Source organism: Altericroceibacterium indicum (assembly GCF_009828105.1).
Lineage (GTDB): Bacteria > Pseudomonadota > Alphaproteobacteria > Sphingomonadales > Sphingomonadaceae > Altericroceibacterium > Altericroceibacterium indicum.
In genome coordinates, this window is record NZ_WTYQ01000001.1 from 1,002,304 (window position 1) to 1,022,923 (window position 20,620).

Sequence of the window (20,620 nt, forward strand, 5' to 3'; positions counted from 1 at the left end):
ATCACTATCAGTAATTTCAATTGCGCTGAAATCGTATTCCTGAAATGTCCTGATATCGGCACAATGCCGTCACAAATCCGGTAATGCCTCCGAGCAGATATCCTGCTTTAGAAATCCACTCCCAAACCTCCGGCATTATCTCGCGCCTTCAGGCCACAACACCACGCGCAAGGTTTGAAGGAGGATCAGAAAATCTAAAAACGGAGTGTAGTTCTTAGCGTAGTACAGGTCATATTCGAGCTTGTTGCGCGAATCTTCGATGGAAGCACCATAAGGATAATTGATCTGCGCCCATCCGGTAATGCCCGGCTTCACCATATGCCGTTCAGCATAATAGCGCAGTTCCTGCTCAAGCTCTTCAACGAATTCAGGCCGCTCCGGGCGGGGGCCAACAAAGCTCATATCGCCTTTGAGCACGCTCCAGCTTTGCGGCAATTCGTCGATCCGAACCTTACGGATGAACCGGCCAATACGGGTAACGCGCGGATCGTTCTTTTCCGCCCATTGCGCCCCGGATTTCTCAGCATCCGTGCGCATGGAACGCAATTTGATGACATCAAACAGTTCGCCAAACAGCCCAACGCGCTTTTGGCGGTAAAATGCCGGACCTTTGCTATCGATTCTGATAAGAATCGCAAAAATCACAATGATGGGAAAGGTCACCAGCAGCAGCAGGCTGCTGGCAACGATATCAAATATCCGCTTGGCCACACTCGCGACGACCTGACCGGAAGAAAATCCGTCCGAAAAGATCAGCCCGCTTGGGTTGACAGTATCCAGATCAATCCGGCCGGTTTCCCGTTCCCAGAAGCTGGAAAACTCATTTACATTGACGCCAGCCGTCTTGATACGCAGCAGATCTTTGAGCGGTAGCGCATTGCGCCTCTCTTGCAGGGCCAACACAACCTCACTGGCAGACAATGTTTCAACATATTGCGCGAGGTCGGGAATATCTGTGCGCGAGATTGCGCCTTCCATAAATTCGGTTTCTTCGCCCATGCTGACGAAACCAATGATCGAAAAGCCGCTTTCGGGGCGTTCCCCCAACGCGCGCAATCGAGCAGCCCTCGGTCCGGCGCCAAGAACAAGCACCCGCCGACGAAACGCAGCGTTGCCAAGAATTCTTCCCAGAATAAGGCGGTTCAGCATGAGAAGAATGACAGTGAATGCCATCGCATAAAGCAATGTGGAGCGCCAAAAAGTCTGCCCCGGAACGACAAAATCCACAAAAGCAATACCAAGCGCAGAAAGGCTCACTGCCACAATCAGTCGTGCAGCCGCATAGCGCATAGAGCGGGTGGCTTCTGATGCATAAACGCCCACAGAAACCATTGCGATCAGCACCAAGGCGCTGAATGACATCAAAAGCCAGATACGCTCTATAAAGGGGCGTGATGCCATGCCGATTTGATAAGCACGAAACTCCACCGCCGAATTGCCCGCAAAGATCAACAAGGCAAAATCTACGACCCCAAGCAGCAACACAGCGTGGGGAATATAATGCTTGAATAAGCGGACCATATTGTGGAGCGACTTCCTGCGTATGAATAATGACTTTCAACCGCCTAAGGCCTATAAATGAAATGTCGGTAAACTTTGCCCGAAGACTATTAGCTCTGCCAAACGCGGTTGTCGTTCCATATCACCTGCTTAATTGCCGATTTTCTTTGCCGCGTCCTGTGCGGCATCACCAACCTGATTGGCGGCTGCGCCCACTTCGTTTGCGGCGTTCGCAACAGCATTGTCTTTGGCAACTTCTGCGCCGCCAAATGTTGATATTCCCCAAATCGCAATCGCACCAAATACCAGGACAGCGATCAAGATCACTATCCATGAATTCCCACTGCGAGGCTTGTCAGCAATCACTGTGGTATGCGTATGGGTGCGACCCTCAGGTGTCTCTACTTCCGTAATACGTTCTTCAGTCATAGGATATTTCCTTTCAGATAAAGTGCTTAACGACTTTTCTGACTGACCGGTTCCAGAACCGTTTTTACGAAGTGCAATCTACATGCCGTAAGTGAGCACCAATAAACCCGACAATGTGGTGACCATTATGAGCACCAGCGGCAGCCCCGTCCGTAGATAATCACCGAAACTATAGCCGCCTTCTGCCATGATCAGCATGTTGGTCTGGTAGGCAATCGGCGTGGCATAACAAAGGTTGCAACCGAACAGCACCGCCAGAATGAGCGGTTCCTGCGGAAGCCCCAATTGATTGGCAATGCTGAAGGCAATCGGTGTGCCGACCGTTGCAGCCGTCGCGTTTGAAGCAAAATTGGTCAGCAAGGTGACAAACAACATGATGCAAGCCAACACGGCCGCTGGCGGCAAATATTGCAGGCCACTCGACATCACTTCACCAAGCCATTCCGCCGCACCACTATCCAGAATAACCCGGCCAATGGCGATGCTCGCTGCCACCAGCACAATCACTTTGGCAGACAAAGCGCGCCCCACCCGGTCAAACTTTACGCAGCCTGTGGCAAACATCAGGATCGCACCACCAAGCGCTGCCACAGCAATCGGCAGAAGGCCGATGGAAGCAAGGCCGACCGTGCCAAACATGATGGAACCTGCCAACACCGCTTTGGAGCGGCGGGGCATGACTTTGCCACCTTCAAGCTGGAGCAGACTGTCCGTCTGGGCGAAATTCTGTAAGCCATCGCTCAGGCCCATGACCAGCAGCACATCGCCTTCCGCAATGCGGATGTCCCCAGTGTTCGCATCCCGATCAAATTGCAAAGGGCGTTCAGGCTTATGCACACCCAGCACCGCGACGCCGTAAAGGTCGGCGATACCCGAAGTGGACAAGGTGCGATTAATCAGGCGGGAATCGGCGGTGACCACCATTTCCACCACTTGAATGTCAGAACGTTTCTGCGAGGCATTGTGCCTGATCCGGTCAATAATCCAGCCCGGCGCAACCTGCCCTTTTAGCAGCCGCAATGCCTCTTCCAGCGACTCATGTGTCCCCGAAATCAGTAATCGCTGGCCGGCTTCAAACGGACCATCCGGTTTCTCATCAATGCTGAAGTCAGCTGGCAGAAGTTCGACAACTTCTTCATAGCTCTTGCCGACGAGATTGCTGCCTGCAGGAACACGCAAACGGGTCGAAAAACGCCTGACCTTCTGGCTTTGCGCAATGCTGTTATCCGGCAGAAGCCGTGGCATCACCAGCCAGAGATAAGGAAAGGCAACCACTGCCGCTGCAAGCACGATGGGCGTGAAGTGAAACACACTCATCGGCGGCATACCCAGATCGCGGGCAATGGAGACCACCAAAAGATTGGTCGAAGTGCCAATCGTCGTCGCCATACCGCCAATCAACACTGCTGCATTCAACGGAATCAGGGTTTTCGACGCTGGCATGGCCCCACGCGCTGCCAGGCTGACAAACACAGGCAACAGCAGCACCAAAATCGGTGTGTCATTGACGATCATCGACAGGAAAGCGGCAATCGCCAGCGATAGCAGCAGACCGACCGAGCGGTTGAGCTTCCACACACGCTCCAAAATGCGCGATGCCGGGTCCAGAGCGCCTGTGACGACCAGCCCTCGCCCCATAATCATCAGCGCGCAAATTGTGATCAGCGCGTAATGGCCAAAGCCTGAGAATGCGAGTTGCAGCCCGTCTGTCGGCTGTGTGTTCGGCAGTGGGAAGAAATACAGGCCCACAGCAATCACTGCGATGGTCAGCAGCGATACGATCTCTGTGGACAGCCTGCCACGTGCAAATTCGATGAACATGGCCACCGTAACGGCCATTGCAGCGATCGCGTGTAAGGAAGGCATCCCCGGCATATCCATCAAAAGTAATGCCTAATTGCCGGGAATGAAAAAAATGCGGTGGTGCCCCTGGCCCGACTCGAACGGGCACTTCCGAAGAAACTCGATTTTGAGTCGAGCGCGTCTACCAATTCCGCCACAAGGGCCCCTTCCACGCACGGCCGATTAGCCGAGCCGGGCTGAGGTATCAAGTACCAACAGCCCATAAATTTTTATTGTTGAACAGGCCCCTTCAAAGCACCCACCAGATATTTGTGCAAGCGGGAATGCAGGGGGTCATTGCCAGCGATGATTTGCTTGTCACAAATCTGTTCAGAGCGGCCACGATAATCGGTCACAAAGCCGCCGGCTTCGCGCACCAACAAGCAGCCAGCAGCGCTATCCCACGGGGAAAGATGGCTTTCCCAAAAGCCATCGAAACGGCCTGCTGCCACCCAGGCAAGATCAAGCGACGCCGCGCCATTGCGGCGAATGCCAGCCACCTGCGGGCCGATGGCCATGAAAATCCGTGTCCATTCACCAAAGTCACCATGGCCCATGAACGGCGTGCCGGTGGCGATCAGCGCTTCGGAAAGATGGCGGCGGCCAGAAACGCGCAAACGAGCATCCTGTAACCAGGCGCCACGGGTCTTTTCAGCCCAGAACGTTTCATCCGTGATCGGCTGATAAACCATACCAGCCACCACTTCACCCCAACCACTGCCATCAAGCTTGGGTTCTTGCACGGCGATGGAAATGGCAAAATGCGGAATGCCGTGGAGGAAATTGCTGGTGCCATCGAGCGGGTCAACGATCCAGCGCGGCTTGGTGGGATCGCCTTTGATCTCACCGGCTTCTTCCATCAGGAAGCCCCAATCGGGCCGCGCCTGAAGCAATTCGTCATAGATGGTGCGTTCAGCAGCACGATCCGCCTTTGACACAAAGTCCGAAGGGCCTTTGCGACTAACCTGCAAATGTTCGACTTCGCCGAAATCGCGGCGCAAGCGGTTGCCCGCTTTTCGCGCTGCGCGCTCCATCACTCGAATGAGGCCCGAAAGTGCCATGACCGTGTTCTATCCTTGAATGGGCGTTAGCGGTTTGGAGCCGCTTCGCCTTTTTGTGCTGGCTGTACGCCGCAAACCGCTGAAGCAGCATCGAAAACTTGCTGCGGATTATCATCGGAAAGCTCTTTCTGCTCGGCAATCACTTTGCCAGCAGCAAGGCTCACCTGACGCAGACTGTTGTTATAGAGGCAAGACAGAAGCTGCCCCCGAACATCCTGCGGTGTATCTTTAGAACTGAGAACCTGGTTGAAACTGGAAAGGATGATCGCCCCACGGCGAACATCGGCAGGATCATTCCCAGGCTGCGTTTTACCCGCCTGCGTGGCCTTATCCTGCGCAAGAACCGGCCCTGCGTTCAACGCAAGCATAGCAGTGGCAATTGTGGCGGACAGGAGCTTGGCGGGTAAATGCATAAATCAGTCTACTTTCTTGACATATTCGCGTGAATAGACGTCGACCACAATCCGCGTACCGCTTCCGATATGCGGTGGGACCATGACCCGGACGCCATTTTCGAGGACGGCAGGCTTATAGCTGGAACTGGCCGTCTGGCCCTTCACCACTGCATCTGCCTCTACGATAGTTGCCTCAACCTGCTCAGGAAGATCCACGGAAATCGGACGCTCGTCATACATTTCAAGCGTCACATCCATGCCATCCGTCAGGAAGGCGCGCGCATCACCAACAAGATCAGCATCAAGCATGATCTGCTCATAATTTTCGGTATCCATGAAGACGAGCTTATCGCCATCTTCGAACAGGAACTGGAAATCCTTCGTATCCAACCGCACCTTCTCCACCGTATCCGCACTACGGAAACGGGTGTTGGTTTTGCGGCCATCAATCAGGTTTTTCATTTCGACCTGCATATAGGCCCCGCCCTTACCGGGTTGGGTATGCTGAATCTTGGCGACTTTCCAGATGCCGCCTTCAAATTCCAGAATATTGCCGGGACGGATGTCCACACCACTGATCTTCATGGGATATCGCTCTTTACAGGTCTTATCGGGATGAACGCGCGCCCTAGCGGTTCAGAGGCTCCGGGGCAAGCGGGCTGGCACATTAGCTCTTCAAGTGTTAACCGCCAATCCCCAGATAGGCCCTACCAATCCGGCAAACAATCCGCTCTCCCGATCCTTCAGGTGATGTCATGCAACCCGCTTCAAGACCCATAATTCTAGCGCTTTGTGCACTGGCAGCAGCTTGGCTCCCGGCTGCAGCATCGGCAGAAAAGCTCGCCACTTTGGAACGTGGGCAGTGGTATTGCGAAATGCCGGGCGACGCTTCAGGACCTGCGGGACTGGAACTCAAGCAGGAAAATTTCAGAATTCTCAGCGCATCACGCTACAAAACGTCAGAAGGTTCTGGCATCTATTTGCGGCAAGGCAAACATGTGCTGATGACCAGCGGCCCGCGCAAGGGAGACCGCTATCAGCTCGTGGCTGAGCGAATCGTTCAGAAGCTCGACAGCAATGGGAACCTCACCCCGCTACGCTGTGTTCAGCACAATTCTGACCAACGCCTTTAAGCGCTTCAAGAGATCACAAAAGCACCACAAAGCTCTCGAAAAAATACTTAAGTCTGTTGTTTGGTCAGGAGCGGATAGGGATTAAGAGCCGTTGCCGGTTCCCACCACATCGCATCGGGCGATGTCCGCAAAATGGCAAAATGGAGATGCGGCGCATCTGGATCAGCATTGCCGCTTGAACCGACCGAACCCAGACGCTGCCCGCGCCTGATCCGCTGCCCCTCCTGAAGCCCCTTCGCAAATTCGGCGAGATGGGCGTAGTAAAAAATGGTCCGCTGATCTTCTGAACGGACATAGATCGTATTGCCACCCGCATCGGAGGTGAATAAACGTTCCACCCTGCCTGGCGCAGCGGCGACTACTGAAGTTCCCGCAGGAGCCATGATGTCGATGGCTTCATGGAGCTTCTGGTTTGGCGTATTTTCGTCTTCGAAATTATTCACCAGATCGGCGGGCCGGACATTCAGCACCGGGATCATCAGATTGCGCATTTCGCCGCTGCCAGGCTGCGAAATCGCTTCGTCGTGTGGCACGGCTGCCGAAGCACCATCATCAGGCAAGGTCACTTTGGTAGCTGAACCAGAGAGCGATTCCACCCTCGGCTCCACTGCGGCATCGCGCTGGACAGGGGCCATCGCCTGTTCATCCTCAGGCGACACCATAATGAAACCGCCAAACACCACCCAGGCCGCCGAAGTCAGCGTGGCGGTGATGGCGATGGTCGAAAGCCGGTCAAGGAAGCGTGATGCCATAATGCACCGACTATACGCGAAGCGGCGGGACTGACCAGCCCGCCGTGCATTATCTTATGCTTTAGTCCCAAGCAGCTGCGTGAATTTACGCACCGCTTCGGCTTCGTCGCCATTCCACACCGCACCGCTCACCGCGATGAAATCAGCACCTGCTTCGGCCAGGGCGACACAATTTTCCGGCGTAATACCACCAATCGCCACACAGGGAATTTCGAACATGCTCTGCCACCATGTCAGCATTTCAAGATCGGCCTGATGCTCGGTCACTTTGGTTTCGCTGGGAAAGAAGGCTCCGAAGGCGACATAATCTGCGCCCCTGTCGCCAGCTTCCATCGCCAGATGGCGGCTTGAATGGCAGGTCACGCCAATCTGGGCTTCACGGCCCAATTCTTCGCGCGCTTCCCTGGGATCACCATCTTCTTGCCCCAGATGCACGCCATCAGCGCCAAGGCGTTTGGCCAGTGCCACCGAATCATTGACGATAAAGGCCACATCACGCGCCGCGCAAATGGCCTGAAGCGGCTCTGCAAGGCGCGCGGCCTCGTGTTGATCGATATCCTTCACACGAAACTGGAAGGCCGCAACCGGGCCAGCATCCAGCGCTCTTTCAAGGCGAGCCGGAAAGTCACCCGTCACGTCGAGCGGGGAGATGAGATAAAGTTGGCAATCAGACATGGAGGCAGCTTCTAGAACGCTGCGGGCCAATCGCCAAGATGGCATAACACGCGCAAAGCGCCTAAATGCGAGAGCATGACGCAATTGCCTCTTCTGCGCGCCAGCCTTGCCTGCGCCGCTTCATTGGTTCTGGCCGCCTGCGTGCCTAGCACCCAAACACCCTCAACCACCCCTTCTGCGCCCATGCCCGGCGATGTTCCCGGCGCGTCCTATGCACGGCTTGGAGAGAGCGTTTACGTGGACGGGCCGAAAGTCACCCCCTTGGAAGTGCTGGAAGACAGCCGGTGCCCCACAGATGTGCAGTGCATTCAGGCAGGGCAAGTGCGCCTCAAAGTCCGCATTGATCTGGGGTCAGGCAGCCAGATGCGCATTTTCACGCTTCCGGGTAAAGACGGCAGCAATGTCCAGCACATTGCCGATGGCGCGATGGAACTGATCAGCGTAACGCCCGAACGCACATCAAGCGAAGCGCTAGCGCTTGCCAATTATCGCTTCGGCTTCACCTTTGCAGGCGGTTTGTGATCCTGCCCCCTTCCTTGCTGAAAGAAACAATATGGCCCGGCTGATCCTGTTCAACAAACCCCATGGGGTGCTGTGCCAGTTCACCGATAAGGGGACAGAAGGCTCCACCCGCCCCACCCTGTCAGCCTTTATCGACCAGCCGGGTGTCTATCCCGCCGGACGGCTTGATCTGGATAGCGAAGGCTTGCTGCTGCTTACCGGTGATGGCCAGTTGCAGTCTCGCATCGCTGAACCGAAATTCAAAATGCCCAAAACCTATTGGGTGCAGATTGAAGGCGAGATCAGCGATGACAGCCTCGAAGCGCTGCGCAAAGGCGTGAAACTGAAAGATGGCATCACCCTGCCCGCGAAAGCCGAACGGATGGACACACCCGACATCTGGCCGCGCGATCCGCCGGTGCGGTTTCGCAAATGCGTGCCCGATTGCTGGATCAAACTGACCATCAGCGAAGGCCGTAACCGGCAGGTCCGCCGCATGACCGCCTCCATCGGCCACCCCACCTTGCGCCTTGTGCGCTGGCAAATCGGCGAATGGACGCTCGACAATATTCCACTGGGCGAATGGCAGGAAGTCGAAGCCGACCTCCCCGCCCCGCCCATCACCGCCAAACCTTACAAGCGGCCAAAAACAGGTGGGTATCAGGGCAACCGCAAGACATGGAAACCGCGTGTGGGGTGAGCGGTAAAACAAAACGGCATTTTGCCATACTCCGCTGACACGCTGTATATGAATGGCCTAGTGACAGCTATCTGCGGCTTAAGGCAACAGCGACTATAGCAACGATTAACGATAGAATGGAGACAGCGAGTGCCCAACGGGCCGTGCTATTTTCTCTGCGCCGAAGCTCAGCTGCGATGACTGTACGTAAAATACTATCATTCGTTTTCACTTGCGGCATGTAATGCAAATCATAGTCACTGAGACGGCGAGCAAGAGTTGGACTAAGCTCATGCAAACCTGTTAAATCTCGTATACTAATCGTCCCACGACGATCCCACGGTTTCCACCACGGCCCAAACATGCGCACATCAATTATGCGACCTGTGTATGCCAGCTTAACTTTCATTTTCTGAACAATACATCCATTGCTCCTTCGTAAGTTCAGCTCTCAATTACTGCTGCCGTTGCGGCGAAAAAAGTGCTGCTATTATAGTTTTCAACAGTATTAAATTTGGAACGGACTTATGGAATCTGCCCCTGCGTCTAAGAATCCATCTCTTCTTTAGGCTCCCACAATTCAATTTTCGTGCCATCTGGATCGACAATCCACGCAAAGCTACCGCTGGGATCGCTGGTGTCGATTTTCAGGGTCGTTACGCCCTTGGCTTTCAGCCTCTCCAAAAAGGCCGGGAGATCGTCCACTGCGAAATTCAGCATGAATTCGCGTTCGGATGGGGCAAGGTAGTCGGTGGTTTCGTCAAAGGCATTGAGCGTCAGAACCGGAGGATGTTTGGGGGCGTTATAGGGCAGCAAGGCGCCGCCCCATGTTTCGAGTGTAATGCCCAGAACATCGCGATACCATGCCATCAGCGCGGCGGGGTCTTTGCTCTTGAAGAAAATCCCGCCAACACCGGTGATCCGGCCCTGAGGTTCATCCATGCAGGTTTACTCCCATAATTCTAAGGCTACGCTGCCCTGATTGAACAGAGCAAGCAGTAATTCCATTGCCGCTTCGCAAGTTTGCAAAGCCTCATCCGCGATGAATTGCTGGTTCTCGCATAAGAGCTGCGCCAGTTTCGCGGCCTCATCCGTGCAAGCGAAACTCTCGCCATCCACGAATAGCAAAATCGCGCCATTTTCCTGCCGGTAAAAGGCAAAGCGACTGGCCGGGTTGCGGCACAGAGGCACGGATTGACCGAGGCAGGCCCGAAGATCAGCCATCTCGATCGGCTCTTCCGGGCGCCAGTCGATTTCGGGATATTTGGGCGTGCTGTTATATTCGCCGAACCAGCGGGCAAATGCCTCACGGTCCTGCATTTTTTCCAGCACCATCGCCTGAAGCCGGCTGATGGCAGCGCCAGAAATTTCGCCGGGATTTTCCTGAGGCTGCAAATCGGGATCGGTGTAGCGATCTTCATCCAGCAGATTGTCGAGCACTTCATCGCAAAAATTGTCGATCAATTCATAGCGCGATGGCGCGCGGAAGCCGACCGAATAGGTCATGCAATCATCGCCAATCGCCACGCCATTATGCGGGATGCCTGGCGGGATATAGAGAATATCGCCTGCTTCCAGAACCCATTCCTCGGTCGGCTCGAAATCCTTGATCAGGCGGAAATCATCATTCGGGAGCAGCGGCGTATCGGAATTGCACATAGCTCCGATTTGCCACCGGCGGCGGCCCATCCCCTGAATGAGAAACACGTCATATTGGTCAAAATGCGCGCCCACGCCGCCGCCATCACTGGCGCAGCTCACCATCACATCATCGATCCGCCAATCAGGAATGAAGCGGAAAGGCGCGATCAAGGCCGCAACATCGGGCACCATATGATCGACCGCTTGCACCAGCAAAGTGGATGGGTGGGTGCCAAACTGGCTGAATTTCTCTTCATCAAGCGGCCCATGCTCGACATTCCAGCCCCGGCCTTCATCGCCATCACCCGTGCCGCCGCCCTGCACCAGCAACCGCGCTTCCACGCCATCTTCGCACGCAAGGCCTGCCAGTTCATCGGGCTGAAGCGGGTTTTGCCAATTCACCCAAGGGTTTCTAATTAGCAGAGGCTTTTTCTGCCAATAGTCACGCAGGAAGGTTTCAGCATCGAAATCACGAAATTGCATAGATACTCGCTTAGAGGCTGCCAGCGCGATTGCGCAGCATGGGGCCGCCGGGTTTCGGCAGGGCATGACAGCTCTTTAGGGGATTGCGCGAGGTTAAGACAGCCCAAGCCTGAAATGCAAAATGCCCCCTCCGCAAGCTTACGAAGAGGGCATTTTGCAATGGTGTTACAGTGCGATCAGGCAGCGGTTTTCTGGGTCGATGCCTTGAAGATCTCGTTGATCGCTTCAGCCAGAGTGGCGTCAAATTCATCATCGCTCATGGAAACGCGCAATTCTGCGAGCAATGCGCGGGAGAAGCTGGCGATCATGCCGTTATTCTTCGCCAGCTCATCGCAAGCTTCCGTGCGGGTGAAACCGCCAGAAAGCGCCACCACCCGCAGAACCTTGGGGTGGTCTACCAGTGTTTGATAAGTGTTGGGCACTGCCGGGATCGACAGTTTCAGCATCACTTGCTGGCCATCAGGCAGTGCATCAAGCTGCTTCACGATTTCCGCGCAGAGGATTTTTTCACCCTCTGGCCGGTCATCAGCAGTGATGGAATATTCCGGTTCGAGAATAGGCATCAGCCCGCCTGCAATGATCTGCTTGCCGACTTCAAATTGCTGGGCCGCAATGGCCGCAATGCCGGTGGGCGATGCAGCATTGATGACCGAACGCATCTTGGTGCCATAAACGCCCAGAGCCTTGGCGCGGGCCAGAAGTGGATCGAGTTCAGGCATGGGTTTCATCAGCTGAACGCCGTCAGCTTCATCCTCCAAGCCCTTGTCTACCTTGAGGAAAGGCACCACGCCGCGATCTTGCAGCGCGGTGGGCACGGGCTTGCCACCAGCCATACCGTCCATGGTCTTTTCGAACAGGATGGCGCCGATCACCCGTTCCCCTGTGAAGCTCGGGGAGGTGATGATACGGCTGCGCATTTCATGGATTTTAGCGAACATTTCATCGTCGCCATTCCATTCATCATCCGCAACACCATAGGCCCGCAGTGCCTTGGGTGTGGAACCACCGCTCTGATCTAGCGCGGCGATAAAGCCATGTCCGTCAGCGATTTTCGTGCGCATATCCTGTTCATTCATTGGACAAGTCCCCCTCAGTTTAGACTAAATCTCAAATATACAACGCCACAACACCTGGCAGTTCCTTGCCTTCCATCCATTCGAGGAAAGCGCCACCTGCCGTTGAAATATAAGTAAAATCCTTCGCAACCCCTGCATGGTTCAGGGCCGAAACAGTATCCCCGCCGCCGGCGACAGAAATCAGCGAACCTTCCTTGCTCAGCGCCGCTGCCGTTTTGGCAAGGGACACGGTCGCTTCGTCAAAAGGCCTGGTTTCGAAAGCTCCCAGCGGGCCGTTCCACACCAAGGTGCGGCAGGTCTTGAGGACATCCGCCAAAGCTTCAACGGCCTGCGGACCGATATCGAGGATCATCTCATCAGCCGCCACTTCATGCACATTGCAGATGCGCAGGCTTGCAGGATTTTCCGCAAATTCCTTCGAGACAACCACATCATACGGCAGATGCACGGTGCAACCGGCGGCATCTGCGGCATCCATGATCTTTTCCACCGTGCTGGTCAGCTCATGTTCGCAGAGCGACTTGCCCACATCGACCCCACGCGCGGCGAGGAAGGTATTGGCCATGCCGCCGCCAATGATAAGGTGATCGACGCGGGTCACCAGATGTTCGAGCACATCAAGCTTGGACGAAACTTTCGCCCCGCCAACCACAGCCGCCACCGGCTTTTCCGGTGTGCCAAGCGCCTTTTGCAGCGCTTCCAGTTCCTTCTGCATCGAACGGCCAGCGTAAGCCGGCAGCAAATGGGCAAGGCCTTCGGTGCTGGCATGGGCGCGATGCGCAGCGGAAAAGGCATCGTTCACATAGATATCGCCATTTTCGGCGATCGCCTTGGCGAACTCAGGATCGTTGGCTTCTTCACCCTTCCAGAAGCGGGTGTTTTCAAGCAGCGCAATCCCGCCATCGGGCAGAATGCCGATCGCCTGCTTTACCACATCGCCAGTCACTTCTGGCACGAACATCACTTCGCGGCCCAGCACATCGGCAAGCGCGCCCTGGATCATGCTGAGCGACATGGTGGAGTTGCGTTCACCCTTCGGACGGCCAAAATGGGCAAGGAGGAGAACCTTTGCGCCGGCATCTGCCAATTCCAGAATAGTCGGTGCAACGGCCTGTGCCCGGGTAAGGTCCGTCACGGCCCCATCCTGCATCGGCAAGTTCAGATCGACGCGCAGCAGCACGACCTTGCCTTTAACGTCGCCAATATCGTCCAGCTTGCGAAATTCACTCATGCTTCGATCCTTATTTCATCACCCAGCGCGACAGGCCCGCCTGTAATAACACGGGTCAGAAAACCGCCACGCCAATCGGGCGCCAGCGCGGCCTGTAAGCCGGGCGCGATTTCATCCATGCGCCAGCATGGGTTACATTCCATAGTCACTTCGAGGCAGCAGCTTTCGCCAATATAGATCAGCGTGCCTTCTGCTCGTGGTATTTTCAGATTTCCGACCAGCAGATTGGCGCGGCGCGTCCACCAGGGGAGCGAAAGGCCAAGATCTGCCATGGCGCTGGCCCAGCTATCTGCTTCGATCAGCGAAATCTGCCGCTTATTGCGCCCCGGTTTGAGGGCCCCGCGGAAATCTCCGGAAATTCCGGTCTCTGGAGCGATCGAGGTGCTTTCCAGCACCTCGATATCCCCGCGCGTCTCAAATCGCCGCGCTATTCCTTCAAGCCTGCCGATCATCGGCACGCCCCGCTCCTCAGAGCAAACCAGCCATCACGCCAGCGGTATCGATCATGCGGTTGGAGAAACCCCATTCATTGTCATACCATGAAACCACACGGGCCAGCTTGCCTTCCATGACGGAGGTTTCAAGACTGTCCACCGTGGAGCTGGCTGGGAAATGGTTGAAATCCGAGCTGACAAGTGGCTGATCGGTATAAGACAGAATGCCCTTCATCGGGCCTTCCGAAGCCGCAGCCTTTAGTGCCGCATTGATTTCTTCAACGCTCGTATCGCGCGATGGCACGAAGACGAGGTCTACAAGGCTGACATTGGGGGTCGGCACACGGACTGAGCTACCATCCAGCTTGCCATTCAGTTCCGGCAGAACCAAGCCCACTGCACGGGCAGCGCCAGTGGTGGTTGGGATGATGTTCTGCGCACCACCGCGAGCACGGCGCATATCGCTGTGCATCTGATCGAGCATACGCTGGTCATTGGTGTAGCTGTGGATCGTGGTCATCATGCCGCGTTCGATACCAACCGCGTCATTCAGAACCTTGGCCACCGGAGCGAGGCAATTGGTGGTGCAGCTGGCATTGGAGACAACAATGTCTTCCGCTGTCAGGTCCTGATGGTTCACACCAAACACAACCGTGCGGTCCGCACCCTTGCCCGGCGCAGAGATCAGCACGCGCTTGGCACCGGCATCGAGATGCGGCTGGCACGCTTCCTTGGACTGGAAGAAACCCGTGCATTCCAGCACGATTTCAATGCCCATATCCTTATGCGGCAGATCACCGGGATTGCGTTCAGAGGTCACAGCAATCTTCTTGCCGTTGACGGTGATCGAATTGTCATCCGCAGTTACTTCACCGGGGAAGCGGCCATGGGTAGAATCATACTGGAACAACAAGGCATTGGCCTTGGCATCTGCCAGATCGTTGATCGCCACGAGTTCAAGATCGTGGTCATCACGTTCGAGGATAGCGCGGGCTACAAGACGCCCAATACGGCCAAAACCGTTGATCGAAACCTTCGTCGCCATTTAAATAACTCCTCTTAACGTCCTAATTTTGCGAGAATTTGCGGAACGATCGCGTCCACTGTGAACCCAAAGCGCTCAAACAACTGGTCTGCCGGGCCGGAAGCTCCGAAACGATCCAGACCAATGTTGAGGCCGTTAGCCATCGTATAGCGTTCCCAGCCAAACGTCGTGCCGGCTTCGATCGATACACGCAAAATCGTGTCAGGCTGAACATCGGGAAGGACATCCCGGCGATATTCAGCGCTCTGTTCATCGAAAAGTTCAGAGCATGGCATGGAGACCACATCGGCACCGATGCCCTGATCTTCAAGGCGTGCAGCCACATCAAATGCAAGCGACACTTCAGAACCAGTGGCAATCAGGATAACCTTGCGTTCCGCCACGGCCGCTTTGGCACGGTAAGCGCCCTTGGCCGTGAGGTTTTCGCTGGCATCATCCCGGAAACCCGGAAGGTTCTGACGCGACAAGGCCAGAAGCGATGGGCGCTTGGTTTCCTTGAGCGCGATTTCCCAGCACTCGGCTGTTTCCAGCGCATCGGCAGGGCGGAACACCAGAAGGTTCGGCATCGCGCGCAGCGACTGGAGATGTTCAACCGGCTGGTGGGTCGGACCATCTTCACCAAGACCGATGGAATCATGCGTCATTACATAGACAACGCGAAGTTCTTGCAGGGCTGACAAGCGAATGGCCGGGCGGCAATAGTCGGAAAAGACCATGAATGTGCCGCCATAAGGGATAATCCCGCCATGGAGTGCCATGCCGTTCATCGCTGCCGACATGCCAAATTCACGAATACCGTAATAGACATAGCGGCCCGAATAATCATCACCAGACATTGGCATCGTGGCCTTCGTCTTGGTGTTGTTCGAACCGGTAAGGTCAGCCGAACCGCCGATCATGGCAGGCACATCGGCCGTCAAAACCTGAAGCGCATTTTCGCTCGACTTGCGGCTGGCGACAGTGGGCTTATCGCTGGCGAGGCCCTGCTTGTACGCGTCCCAGCCGGTCAGCTCAGGCAATTCACCGCCCATCCGTGCGGTAAATTCTGCACCACGATCATTCTTGCCAAGGCGGGCTTCCCATTCAGCGTGGGCAGCTTTGCCCTGTTCGCCAGTGGAGCGCCAATCGGCAAGAATATCTGCCGGCACTTCAAAAGGCGCAGCATCCCAACCAAGAACCTTGCGCACTTCAGCAATTTCAGCATCGCCCAGCGGCGCACCATGTGTGGCGGAAGTGCCCTGCTTATTGGGCGACCCCTTACCAATGATGGTGCGGCAAGCGACGAGCGACGGGCGATCATCAGCCACAGCTTCATCAATCGCACGGGCGATATCGGCATGATCATGGCCATCGCAGCTCACCACATGCCAACCGGTCGCTTCATAGCGGCCCTTGATGTCTTCGCTGGTGGAAAGGCTGGTGCTGCCATCAATGGTGATCTGGTTATCGTCCCACAGCACGACCATGCGGCCAAGCTTGAGATGGCCTGCAAGGCCAATCGCTTCGTGGTTGATGCCTTCCATCAGGCAACCATCGCCCGCAATCACCCAGGTCCGGTGATCGACCAGATCGGCCCCAAATTCTGCATTGAGGTGACGTTCAGCAATGGCCATCCCTACAGCCATCGCCAGGCCCTGACCCAGCGGGCCAGTGGTCGCTTCCACCGCTTCGAGCAGGAAGTTTTCCGGATGGCCGGCGCAAGGGCTGCCAAGCTGACGGAAATTGCGAATGTCATCCATCGTCGGCTTGTCATAGCCGGACAGGTGCAGCAACGCATAGATCAGCGCCGAGCCATGGCCTGCGGAGAGGACAAAACGGTCACGATCAGCCCAGCCTGGTGCTGCGGGATCAAATTTCAAATATTTCGACCAGAGCACGGTGGCGACATCGGCCATACCCATCGGCATACCGGGGTGGCCGGAATTGGCGGCCTGAACCGCATCCATCGCCAGAGCTCTGATTGCGTTGGCCATAGGCGCAAGGCGGGCGGGATCAAGGCTCATCATCAAGGCTCCTGCGTGGCGCCGGGTTACGGATTTTCTCGGGTTGCGAATCGGCGCGAGGCTTCTCTTGCGGACAGGCTTCGCCACGTCAAGCAGGGCCCTTGGCTGATTGCGCTGTCAGATAGAATTAACGCTCATTCAATATATGTTCACAGCTTTGATGGCCAAGCCTTTGCCCCCAAAAGATCTTTCTCTTATTCAAGCGACAAATGGACAAACAACGCATCACTCACGCACTGCACCGTATTCATCAGGCAACAGCACGTCTTGAAGAATCCGCCCTGCGTTTGCAGGCAGATCAAACCCTGGCTCGCTCTATCCCACACGATGATGGTATAGCAGATAAGTATGAAGCCTTAAGGTCAGATGTCGCTGCAACGCTAAACGATCTCGACACCTTGATAGAAAGCCTTGAAAAATGAGCAATATCGAGCTGACGATTGGTGGTCGCCCCCACCGGATTGCCTGCACTCCAGGGCAGGAAACACATATCCGCGAATTAGGCCAGTTGATCGATCAAAGCCTTGCGCAAGTGCCTTCCGTATCCGGCCAGTCTGAAGCCCGCAGCTTCCTTTATGCATCGTTGATCTTGGCGGATGAAGTCTTTGAATTGCGCCAAACAGTGGCGCGACAGGAGGCGAATCTTTCTGCTGCCCTCCCCTCTCAGCCAGACCCTGCGGGCGAGCAATTAGACCTCGAAATTGCCGAAACATTGGAAAATGTTGCCGGAAAGCTCGAATCCCTTGCAAGCCATCTTGAGGAACCGGCCACAAACGCCTAGATAGATGCGTGACGGGTACTGCCCGGCACGAGCTGCATGAAAATCCCTGAGGCTATAAGCAATCCAAGGGAGCTGTCCCTACCGGGGTCGCTTTGGTTACACTGAGGCCCTATGTATACGGCGCCCACCTGACGTCGAGGCGTCGGAGGATTTCCCGGCAAACGACCCATGGTGGTCCCGTCACCCACCAGGCTTTTTCGAATATATGCGATGAAGCGCATGGAGTATTTCTGCGGCGCTCGTCGCCATATGTCAGCTAAGGGGGTAGCCGAAAATGGGCGATAAGGTCATCGAAGACAAAAAAGCACTGCGCCAGCAATTGCGCGCCAAGCGGCTCGATCATGCCGCCAGCCTGCCGCCTGCGATGCAGGGCCTTGTCTTCAACCGCCCACCTGCTGCCATTCTCGATCTACTGCCCGTGGGTGCGACAATCGGCCTTTACCATTCCATACCCGGTGAAGCGCCGACAACGCGGTATGCCGCATGGTTCTTTGAACAGGGCTATACGCTGGCCCTGCCCTATTTCGCTGATGCCATGGCCCCCATGCAGTTTCGTATCTGGGACAATCCGCATATTGATGAGCATCTCGAAACCGGACCCTTTGGTCAGCAGCCTCTGGCGCAGGCCGCTGAAGTGGTGCCCGAAGTTCTGTTCGTGCCATTGGTCGGCTTTACCGAGGATGGGGACCGGATGGGCCAGGGCGGCGGCCATTATGACCGTTGGCTGGAAGCCCACCCCGAAACGGTGGCGATTGGCCTTGCCTGGGATGTGCAGAAGGTGGAGCAACTCCCCGCTGAACCGCATGACCGGCCTTTAAGCGCCATCATCACCCCTACACGCCTCTACGGGCCTTACTGATGCGCCAGAAGCCCACCTTGCGCATTCCGCTGGGGATTCTGGGCCTGCTGACCTTTCTGACGCTCTATGCTGTTGGTGTGATGCTGCTATCGCCATGGATCGGCGCTTTGCATGCGCTGCTTCAGACGGTGGTTTACATTATTCTGGGCGTCGCCTGGCTACTGCCCTTGCGGCGCTTCCTGATCTGGATGGAAACTGGCCGCTGGAGCGCCTGAAGTGCAGACAGCAAAACGGCCCCCGAAGGAGCCGTTTGTTCATTTATACTGCGATAAATGGCGCGAGTGACGGGACTTGAACCCGCGACCTCCGGCGTGACAGGCCGGCGCTCTAACCAACTGAGCTACACCCGCACAGGTGCTTTATGTCATTGCCCGAAGGAACCAGACGAAAACAGCGCCGGAGCGCTACCGATTTCGTCTCGATTGCTCGAACGATCCCCAAGTGGCGCGAGTGACGGGACTTGAACCCGCGACCTCCGGCGTGACAGGCCGGCGCTCTAACCAACTGAGCTACACCCGCTTAAAAGCGTGTTGTTCCGCTTGGGTGCAGCGCCTCTATGTCAGGGAAGAGAAGCTGTCAACGCTGCTATCGTGCAAAGTCGCAAATTCTCTGAAAAACTATCCACAGCCTCACCGATAATGCGCAATTTCCCGCGTTTTTCCGCCCATTCTGGCCGTGTTAAAAACTGTCATAAAAATGGCCCCGCCATTGCTGACGGGGCCAATGTCTTTACGCTATGAAAGTTTCGTTCAATTCACCAGAATCAGCGCCGGTGTTTCCAGCAGCCGTTTGATCGCCTGAACAAAGCTTGCAGCATCATAGCCATCGACCACACGGTGATCACAACTGATCGAAATATTCATCAGCTTGCGCTTTGCAATCCGCTCCCCGCCCATACCATCGGGAATGAACATAGGCCGTTCCACAATCCGATTAGGGCCGATAATGGCGACTTCCGGCCGGTTGACCACCGGCGTGCTCGCCACCCCGCCCAACGGCCCGAGCGATGTGATGGTGAGCGTGGAGCCAGACAGTTCGTGCGATTGGGCCGTGCCATCACGCGCCGCTTGTGCCAGGCGCGTAATTTCCGTGGCGAGCTGCCACAGATTGCGGCTTTGTGCATCGCGGATCACCGGCACCATCAGCCCGGCATCGGTTTGCGCTGCCATCCCCAGATGCACCGCGCCATGGCGGGTCACCAGATTGGCTTCATCATCATAGCGCGCATTGATCATCGGAAAATCCGGCAAAACCTTGCAAATCGCCGTAATCAGCAAAGGGAGCATGGTCAGCTTGGGGCGATCCCCGCGATTGGCATTGAGGTCAGCCCGCAGCTTCTCGAAATCGGTGACATCGCATTCCTCGACATAGGAGAAATGCGGAATGTTCCGCTTGGAAGCCGCCATATTTTCGGCAATGCGCCGCCGCATCCCGATGACCTTGATCACTTCATCAGGCCGCGTCTCGCCAGCAGGTGCATAGCCCTGGCTTTCCCCATAAGCGATAAAGCTATCGAGATCGCCATGGCGGATGCGGCCATCCTGTGCGGGGCGAATATCTGCCAGATCAATGCCAAGATCCCTGGCCCGCTGGCGGACCGCCGGGCTGGCCTGAACCTTATGCGACAAATGTGCCGCTGCTTTGGGCGCTGGCTTTGGAGCAGACGCAGGCTTCGAGGCCGGAGCAGGTTCAGGTGCTGGCTTTGGGGCCGGAGCAGGTTCAGGCGCTGGCTTCGGCGCTGGAGCGGGTGCTGGAGCAGGCTCAGGCGGCGGCGCTGGAGCGGGTGCTGGAGCGGGCGTAGGTGCCGGAGCCGCTACTTCCTCATTCGCCTCAGCCACATCGTCAGGCAGCTCGCCATCGACTTCGATCACCACCAGCGCTGAGCCGATGGCGATCACATCGCCCTCTTCGCCCGCCACTTCGAGGACTTTGCCCGCCACCGGGCTTTCCATCTCGACCGTCGCCTTATCGGTCATCATATCGGCAAGGCGGCCATCTTCTTCGATCCGGTCCCCCACTTTCACATGCCAGGCGACAATCTCGGCCTCTGCGATACCTTCGCCAATATCGGGCAGATTGAATGTAAAACGGGCCATGGGC

22 protein-coding genes, 3 tRNA genes and 1 pseudogene are annotated in these 20,620 nt (G+C 56.1%); 7 read left to right on the forward strand and 19 right to left on the reverse strand.

Translation table 11 applies throughout. The features are described 5' to 3' along the window. Window positions 1-135 precede the first annotated feature (135 nt). From GRI39_RS04870 to efp, 7 genes are all read right to left on the reverse strand, one after another. Complete coding sequence (locus tag GRI39_RS04870) at window positions 136-1,521, reverse strand: TIGR03013 family XrtA/PEP-CTERM system glycosyltransferase (RefSeq protein WP_160738506.1); 1,386 nt, start codon at window positions 1,519-1,521, stop codon at window positions 136-138. Window positions 1,522-1,650: 129 nt separating this feature from the next. Then, complete coding sequence (locus GRI39_RS04875) at window positions 1,651-1,929, reverse strand: hypothetical protein (RefSeq protein WP_160738507.1); 279 nt, start codon at window positions 1,927-1,929, stop codon at window positions 1,651-1,653. A 78-nt stretch (window positions 1,930-2,007) separates the two neighbouring features. After that, the gene (locus GRI39_RS04880) at window positions 2,008-3,804 is read right to left on the reverse strand and encodes an SLC13 family permease (protein WP_160738640.1); all 1,797 of its coding nucleotides are present in this window, start codon (window positions 3,802-3,804) and stop codon (window positions 2,008-2,010) included. A 46-nt stretch (window positions 3,805-3,850) separates the two neighbouring features. Next, window positions 3,851-3,935 (reverse strand) — tRNA-Leu (locus GRI39_RS04885). A 66-nt stretch (window positions 3,936-4,001) separates the two neighbouring features. Beyond that, complete coding sequence (locus tag GRI39_RS04890) at window positions 4,002-4,832, reverse strand: inositol monophosphatase family protein (protein WP_160738508.1); 831 nt, start codon at window positions 4,830-4,832, stop codon at window positions 4,002-4,004. Window positions 4,833-4,858: 26 nt separating this feature from the next. Then, window positions 4,859-5,245 (reverse strand): hypothetical protein, encoded by a 387-nt coding sequence (locus tag GRI39_RS04895; protein WP_160738509.1) that lies wholly within the window; start codon window positions 5,243-5,245, stop codon window positions 4,859-4,861. Between the two features lie 3 nt (window positions 5,246-5,248). Beyond that, window positions 5,249-5,812 carry an elongation factor P gene (gene efp, locus GRI39_RS04900; protein ID WP_160738510.1) on the reverse strand — a complete coding sequence of 188 codons (564 nt, stop codon included), beginning with the start codon at window positions 5,810-5,812 and terminating at the stop codon, window positions 5,249-5,251. 170 nt (window positions 5,813-5,982) lie between these two features. Between efp and GRI39_RS04905 the strand changes: the two genes are divergently transcribed. Beyond that, the gene (locus tag GRI39_RS04905; protein ID WP_160738511.1) at window positions 5,983-6,360 is read left to right on the forward strand and encodes an elongation factor P; all 378 of its coding nucleotides are present in this window, start codon (window positions 5,983-5,985) and stop codon (window positions 6,358-6,360) included. A gap of 47 nt (window positions 6,361-6,407) precedes the next feature. Here GRI39_RS04905 and GRI39_RS14695 read toward each other — a convergent pair whose 3' ends face one another. Both GRI39_RS14695 and thiE read right to left on the reverse strand, forming a co-directional pair. After that, window positions 6,408-7,112 carry a M23 family metallopeptidase gene (locus GRI39_RS14695; RefSeq protein ID WP_160738512.1) on the reverse strand — a complete coding sequence of 235 codons (705 nt, stop codon included), beginning with the start codon at window positions 7,110-7,112 and terminating at the stop codon, window positions 6,408-6,410. Window positions 7,113-7,166: 54 nt separating this feature from the next. Next, window positions 7,167-7,787, reverse strand: coding sequence for a thiamine phosphate synthase (gene thiE / locus GRI39_RS04915; protein WP_246204864.1), 621 nt, complete (start codon window positions 7,785-7,787; stop codon window positions 7,167-7,169). A 75-nt stretch (window positions 7,788-7,862) separates the two neighbouring features. Here thiE and GRI39_RS04920 point away from each other — a divergent pair, with 75 nt between their 5' ends. After that, window positions 7,863-8,309 (forward strand): hypothetical protein, encoded by a 447-nt coding sequence (locus GRI39_RS04920; RefSeq protein WP_160738514.1) that lies wholly within the window; start codon window positions 7,863-7,865, stop codon window positions 8,307-8,309. Window positions 8,310-8,340: 31 nt separating this feature from the next. Then, window positions 8,341-8,883: pseudogene (locus GRI39_RS04925) on the forward strand (pseudouridine synthase); the annotation flags it as partial. Window positions 8,884-9,513: 630 nt separating this feature from the next. On the opposite strand, the gene GRI39_RS04930 reads toward GRI39_RS04925, so the two are convergent. From GRI39_RS04930 to tkt, 7 genes are all read right to left on the reverse strand, one after another. After that, entirely contained in the window at window positions 9,514-9,909 is a 396-nt protein-coding gene (locus GRI39_RS04930) for a VOC family protein (RefSeq protein ID WP_160738516.1), read from the reverse strand. 6 nt (window positions 9,910-9,915) lie between these two features. Then, the gene (locus tag GRI39_RS04935; RefSeq protein ID WP_160738517.1) at window positions 9,916-11,091 is read right to left on the reverse strand and encodes a ribosomal protein uL16 3-hydroxylase; all 1,176 of its coding nucleotides are present in this window, start codon (window positions 11,089-11,091) and stop codon (window positions 9,916-9,918) included. A 176-nt stretch (window positions 11,092-11,267) separates the two neighbouring features. Next, complete coding sequence (locus GRI39_RS04940; protein ID WP_160738518.1) at window positions 11,268-12,167, reverse strand: fructose bisphosphate aldolase; 900 nt, start codon at window positions 12,165-12,167, stop codon at window positions 11,268-11,270. A 31-nt stretch (window positions 12,168-12,198) separates the two neighbouring features. Beyond that, window positions 12,199-13,398, reverse strand: a complete 1,200-nt coding sequence (locus GRI39_RS04945) for a phosphoglycerate kinase (RefSeq protein WP_160738519.1) — start codon at window positions 13,396-13,398, stop codon at window positions 12,199-12,201. After that, a complete protein-coding gene (locus GRI39_RS04950) occupies window positions 13,395-13,850 on the reverse strand; it encodes an MOSC domain-containing protein (protein ID WP_160738520.1) in 456 nt (151 codons plus the stop codon). Before GRI39_RS04950 ends, GRI39_RS04945 begins: the two co-directional genes overlap by 4 nt. Window positions 13,851-13,866: 16 nt before the next feature. Further along, window positions 13,867-14,877, reverse strand: coding sequence for a type I glyceraldehyde-3-phosphate dehydrogenase (gene gap / locus GRI39_RS04955; RefSeq protein ID WP_160738521.1), 1,011 nt, complete (start codon window positions 14,875-14,877; stop codon window positions 13,867-13,869). A 14-nt stretch (window positions 14,878-14,891) separates the two neighbouring features. Next, window positions 14,892-16,880 (reverse strand): transketolase, encoded by a 1,989-nt coding sequence (tkt, locus tag GRI39_RS04960; RefSeq protein ID WP_160738522.1) that lies wholly within the window; start codon window positions 16,878-16,880, stop codon window positions 14,892-14,894. A gap of 209 nt (window positions 16,881-17,089) precedes the next feature. On the opposite strand from tkt, the gene GRI39_RS04965 reads away from it, so the two are divergent. From GRI39_RS04965 to GRI39_RS04980, 4 genes are all read left to right on the forward strand, one after another. Continuing rightward, window positions 17,090-17,302, forward strand: coding sequence for a hypothetical protein (locus GRI39_RS04965; protein WP_160738523.1), 213 nt, complete (start codon window positions 17,090-17,092; stop codon window positions 17,300-17,302). Next, the gene (locus GRI39_RS04970; protein WP_160738524.1) at window positions 17,299-17,661 is read left to right on the forward strand and encodes a cell division protein ZapA; all 363 of its coding nucleotides are present in this window, start codon (window positions 17,299-17,301) and stop codon (window positions 17,659-17,661) included. Before GRI39_RS04965 ends, GRI39_RS04970 begins: the two co-directional genes overlap by 4 nt. A gap of 274 nt (window positions 17,662-17,935) precedes the next feature. Next, window positions 17,936-18,520, forward strand: a complete 585-nt coding sequence (locus GRI39_RS04975; protein WP_160738525.1) for a 5-formyltetrahydrofolate cyclo-ligase — start codon at window positions 17,936-17,938, stop codon at window positions 18,518-18,520. Next, window positions 18,520-18,735 (forward strand): DUF2842 domain-containing protein, encoded by a 216-nt coding sequence (locus GRI39_RS04980; protein ID WP_160738526.1) that lies wholly within the window; start codon window positions 18,520-18,522, stop codon window positions 18,733-18,735. The genes GRI39_RS04975 and GRI39_RS04980 overlap by 1 nt, the downstream gene beginning before the upstream one ends. Window positions 18,736-18,793: 58 nt before the next feature. Here GRI39_RS04980 and GRI39_RS04985 read toward each other — a convergent pair. From GRI39_RS04985 to GRI39_RS04995, 3 genes are all read right to left on the reverse strand, one after another. Beyond that, window positions 18,794-18,870: transfer RNA gene (locus GRI39_RS04985), tRNA-Asp, on the reverse strand. Window positions 18,871-18,962: 92 nt separating this feature from the next. After that, window positions 18,963-19,039, reverse strand: a tRNA-Asp gene (locus GRI39_RS04990). A 230-nt stretch (window positions 19,040-19,269) separates the two neighbouring features. Continuing rightward, complete coding sequence (locus tag GRI39_RS04995) at window positions 19,270-20,616, reverse strand: dihydrolipoamide acetyltransferase family protein (RefSeq protein ID WP_160738527.1); 1,347 nt, start codon at window positions 20,614-20,616, stop codon at window positions 19,270-19,272. Between the last annotated feature and the right edge of the window lie 4 nt (window positions 20,617-20,620).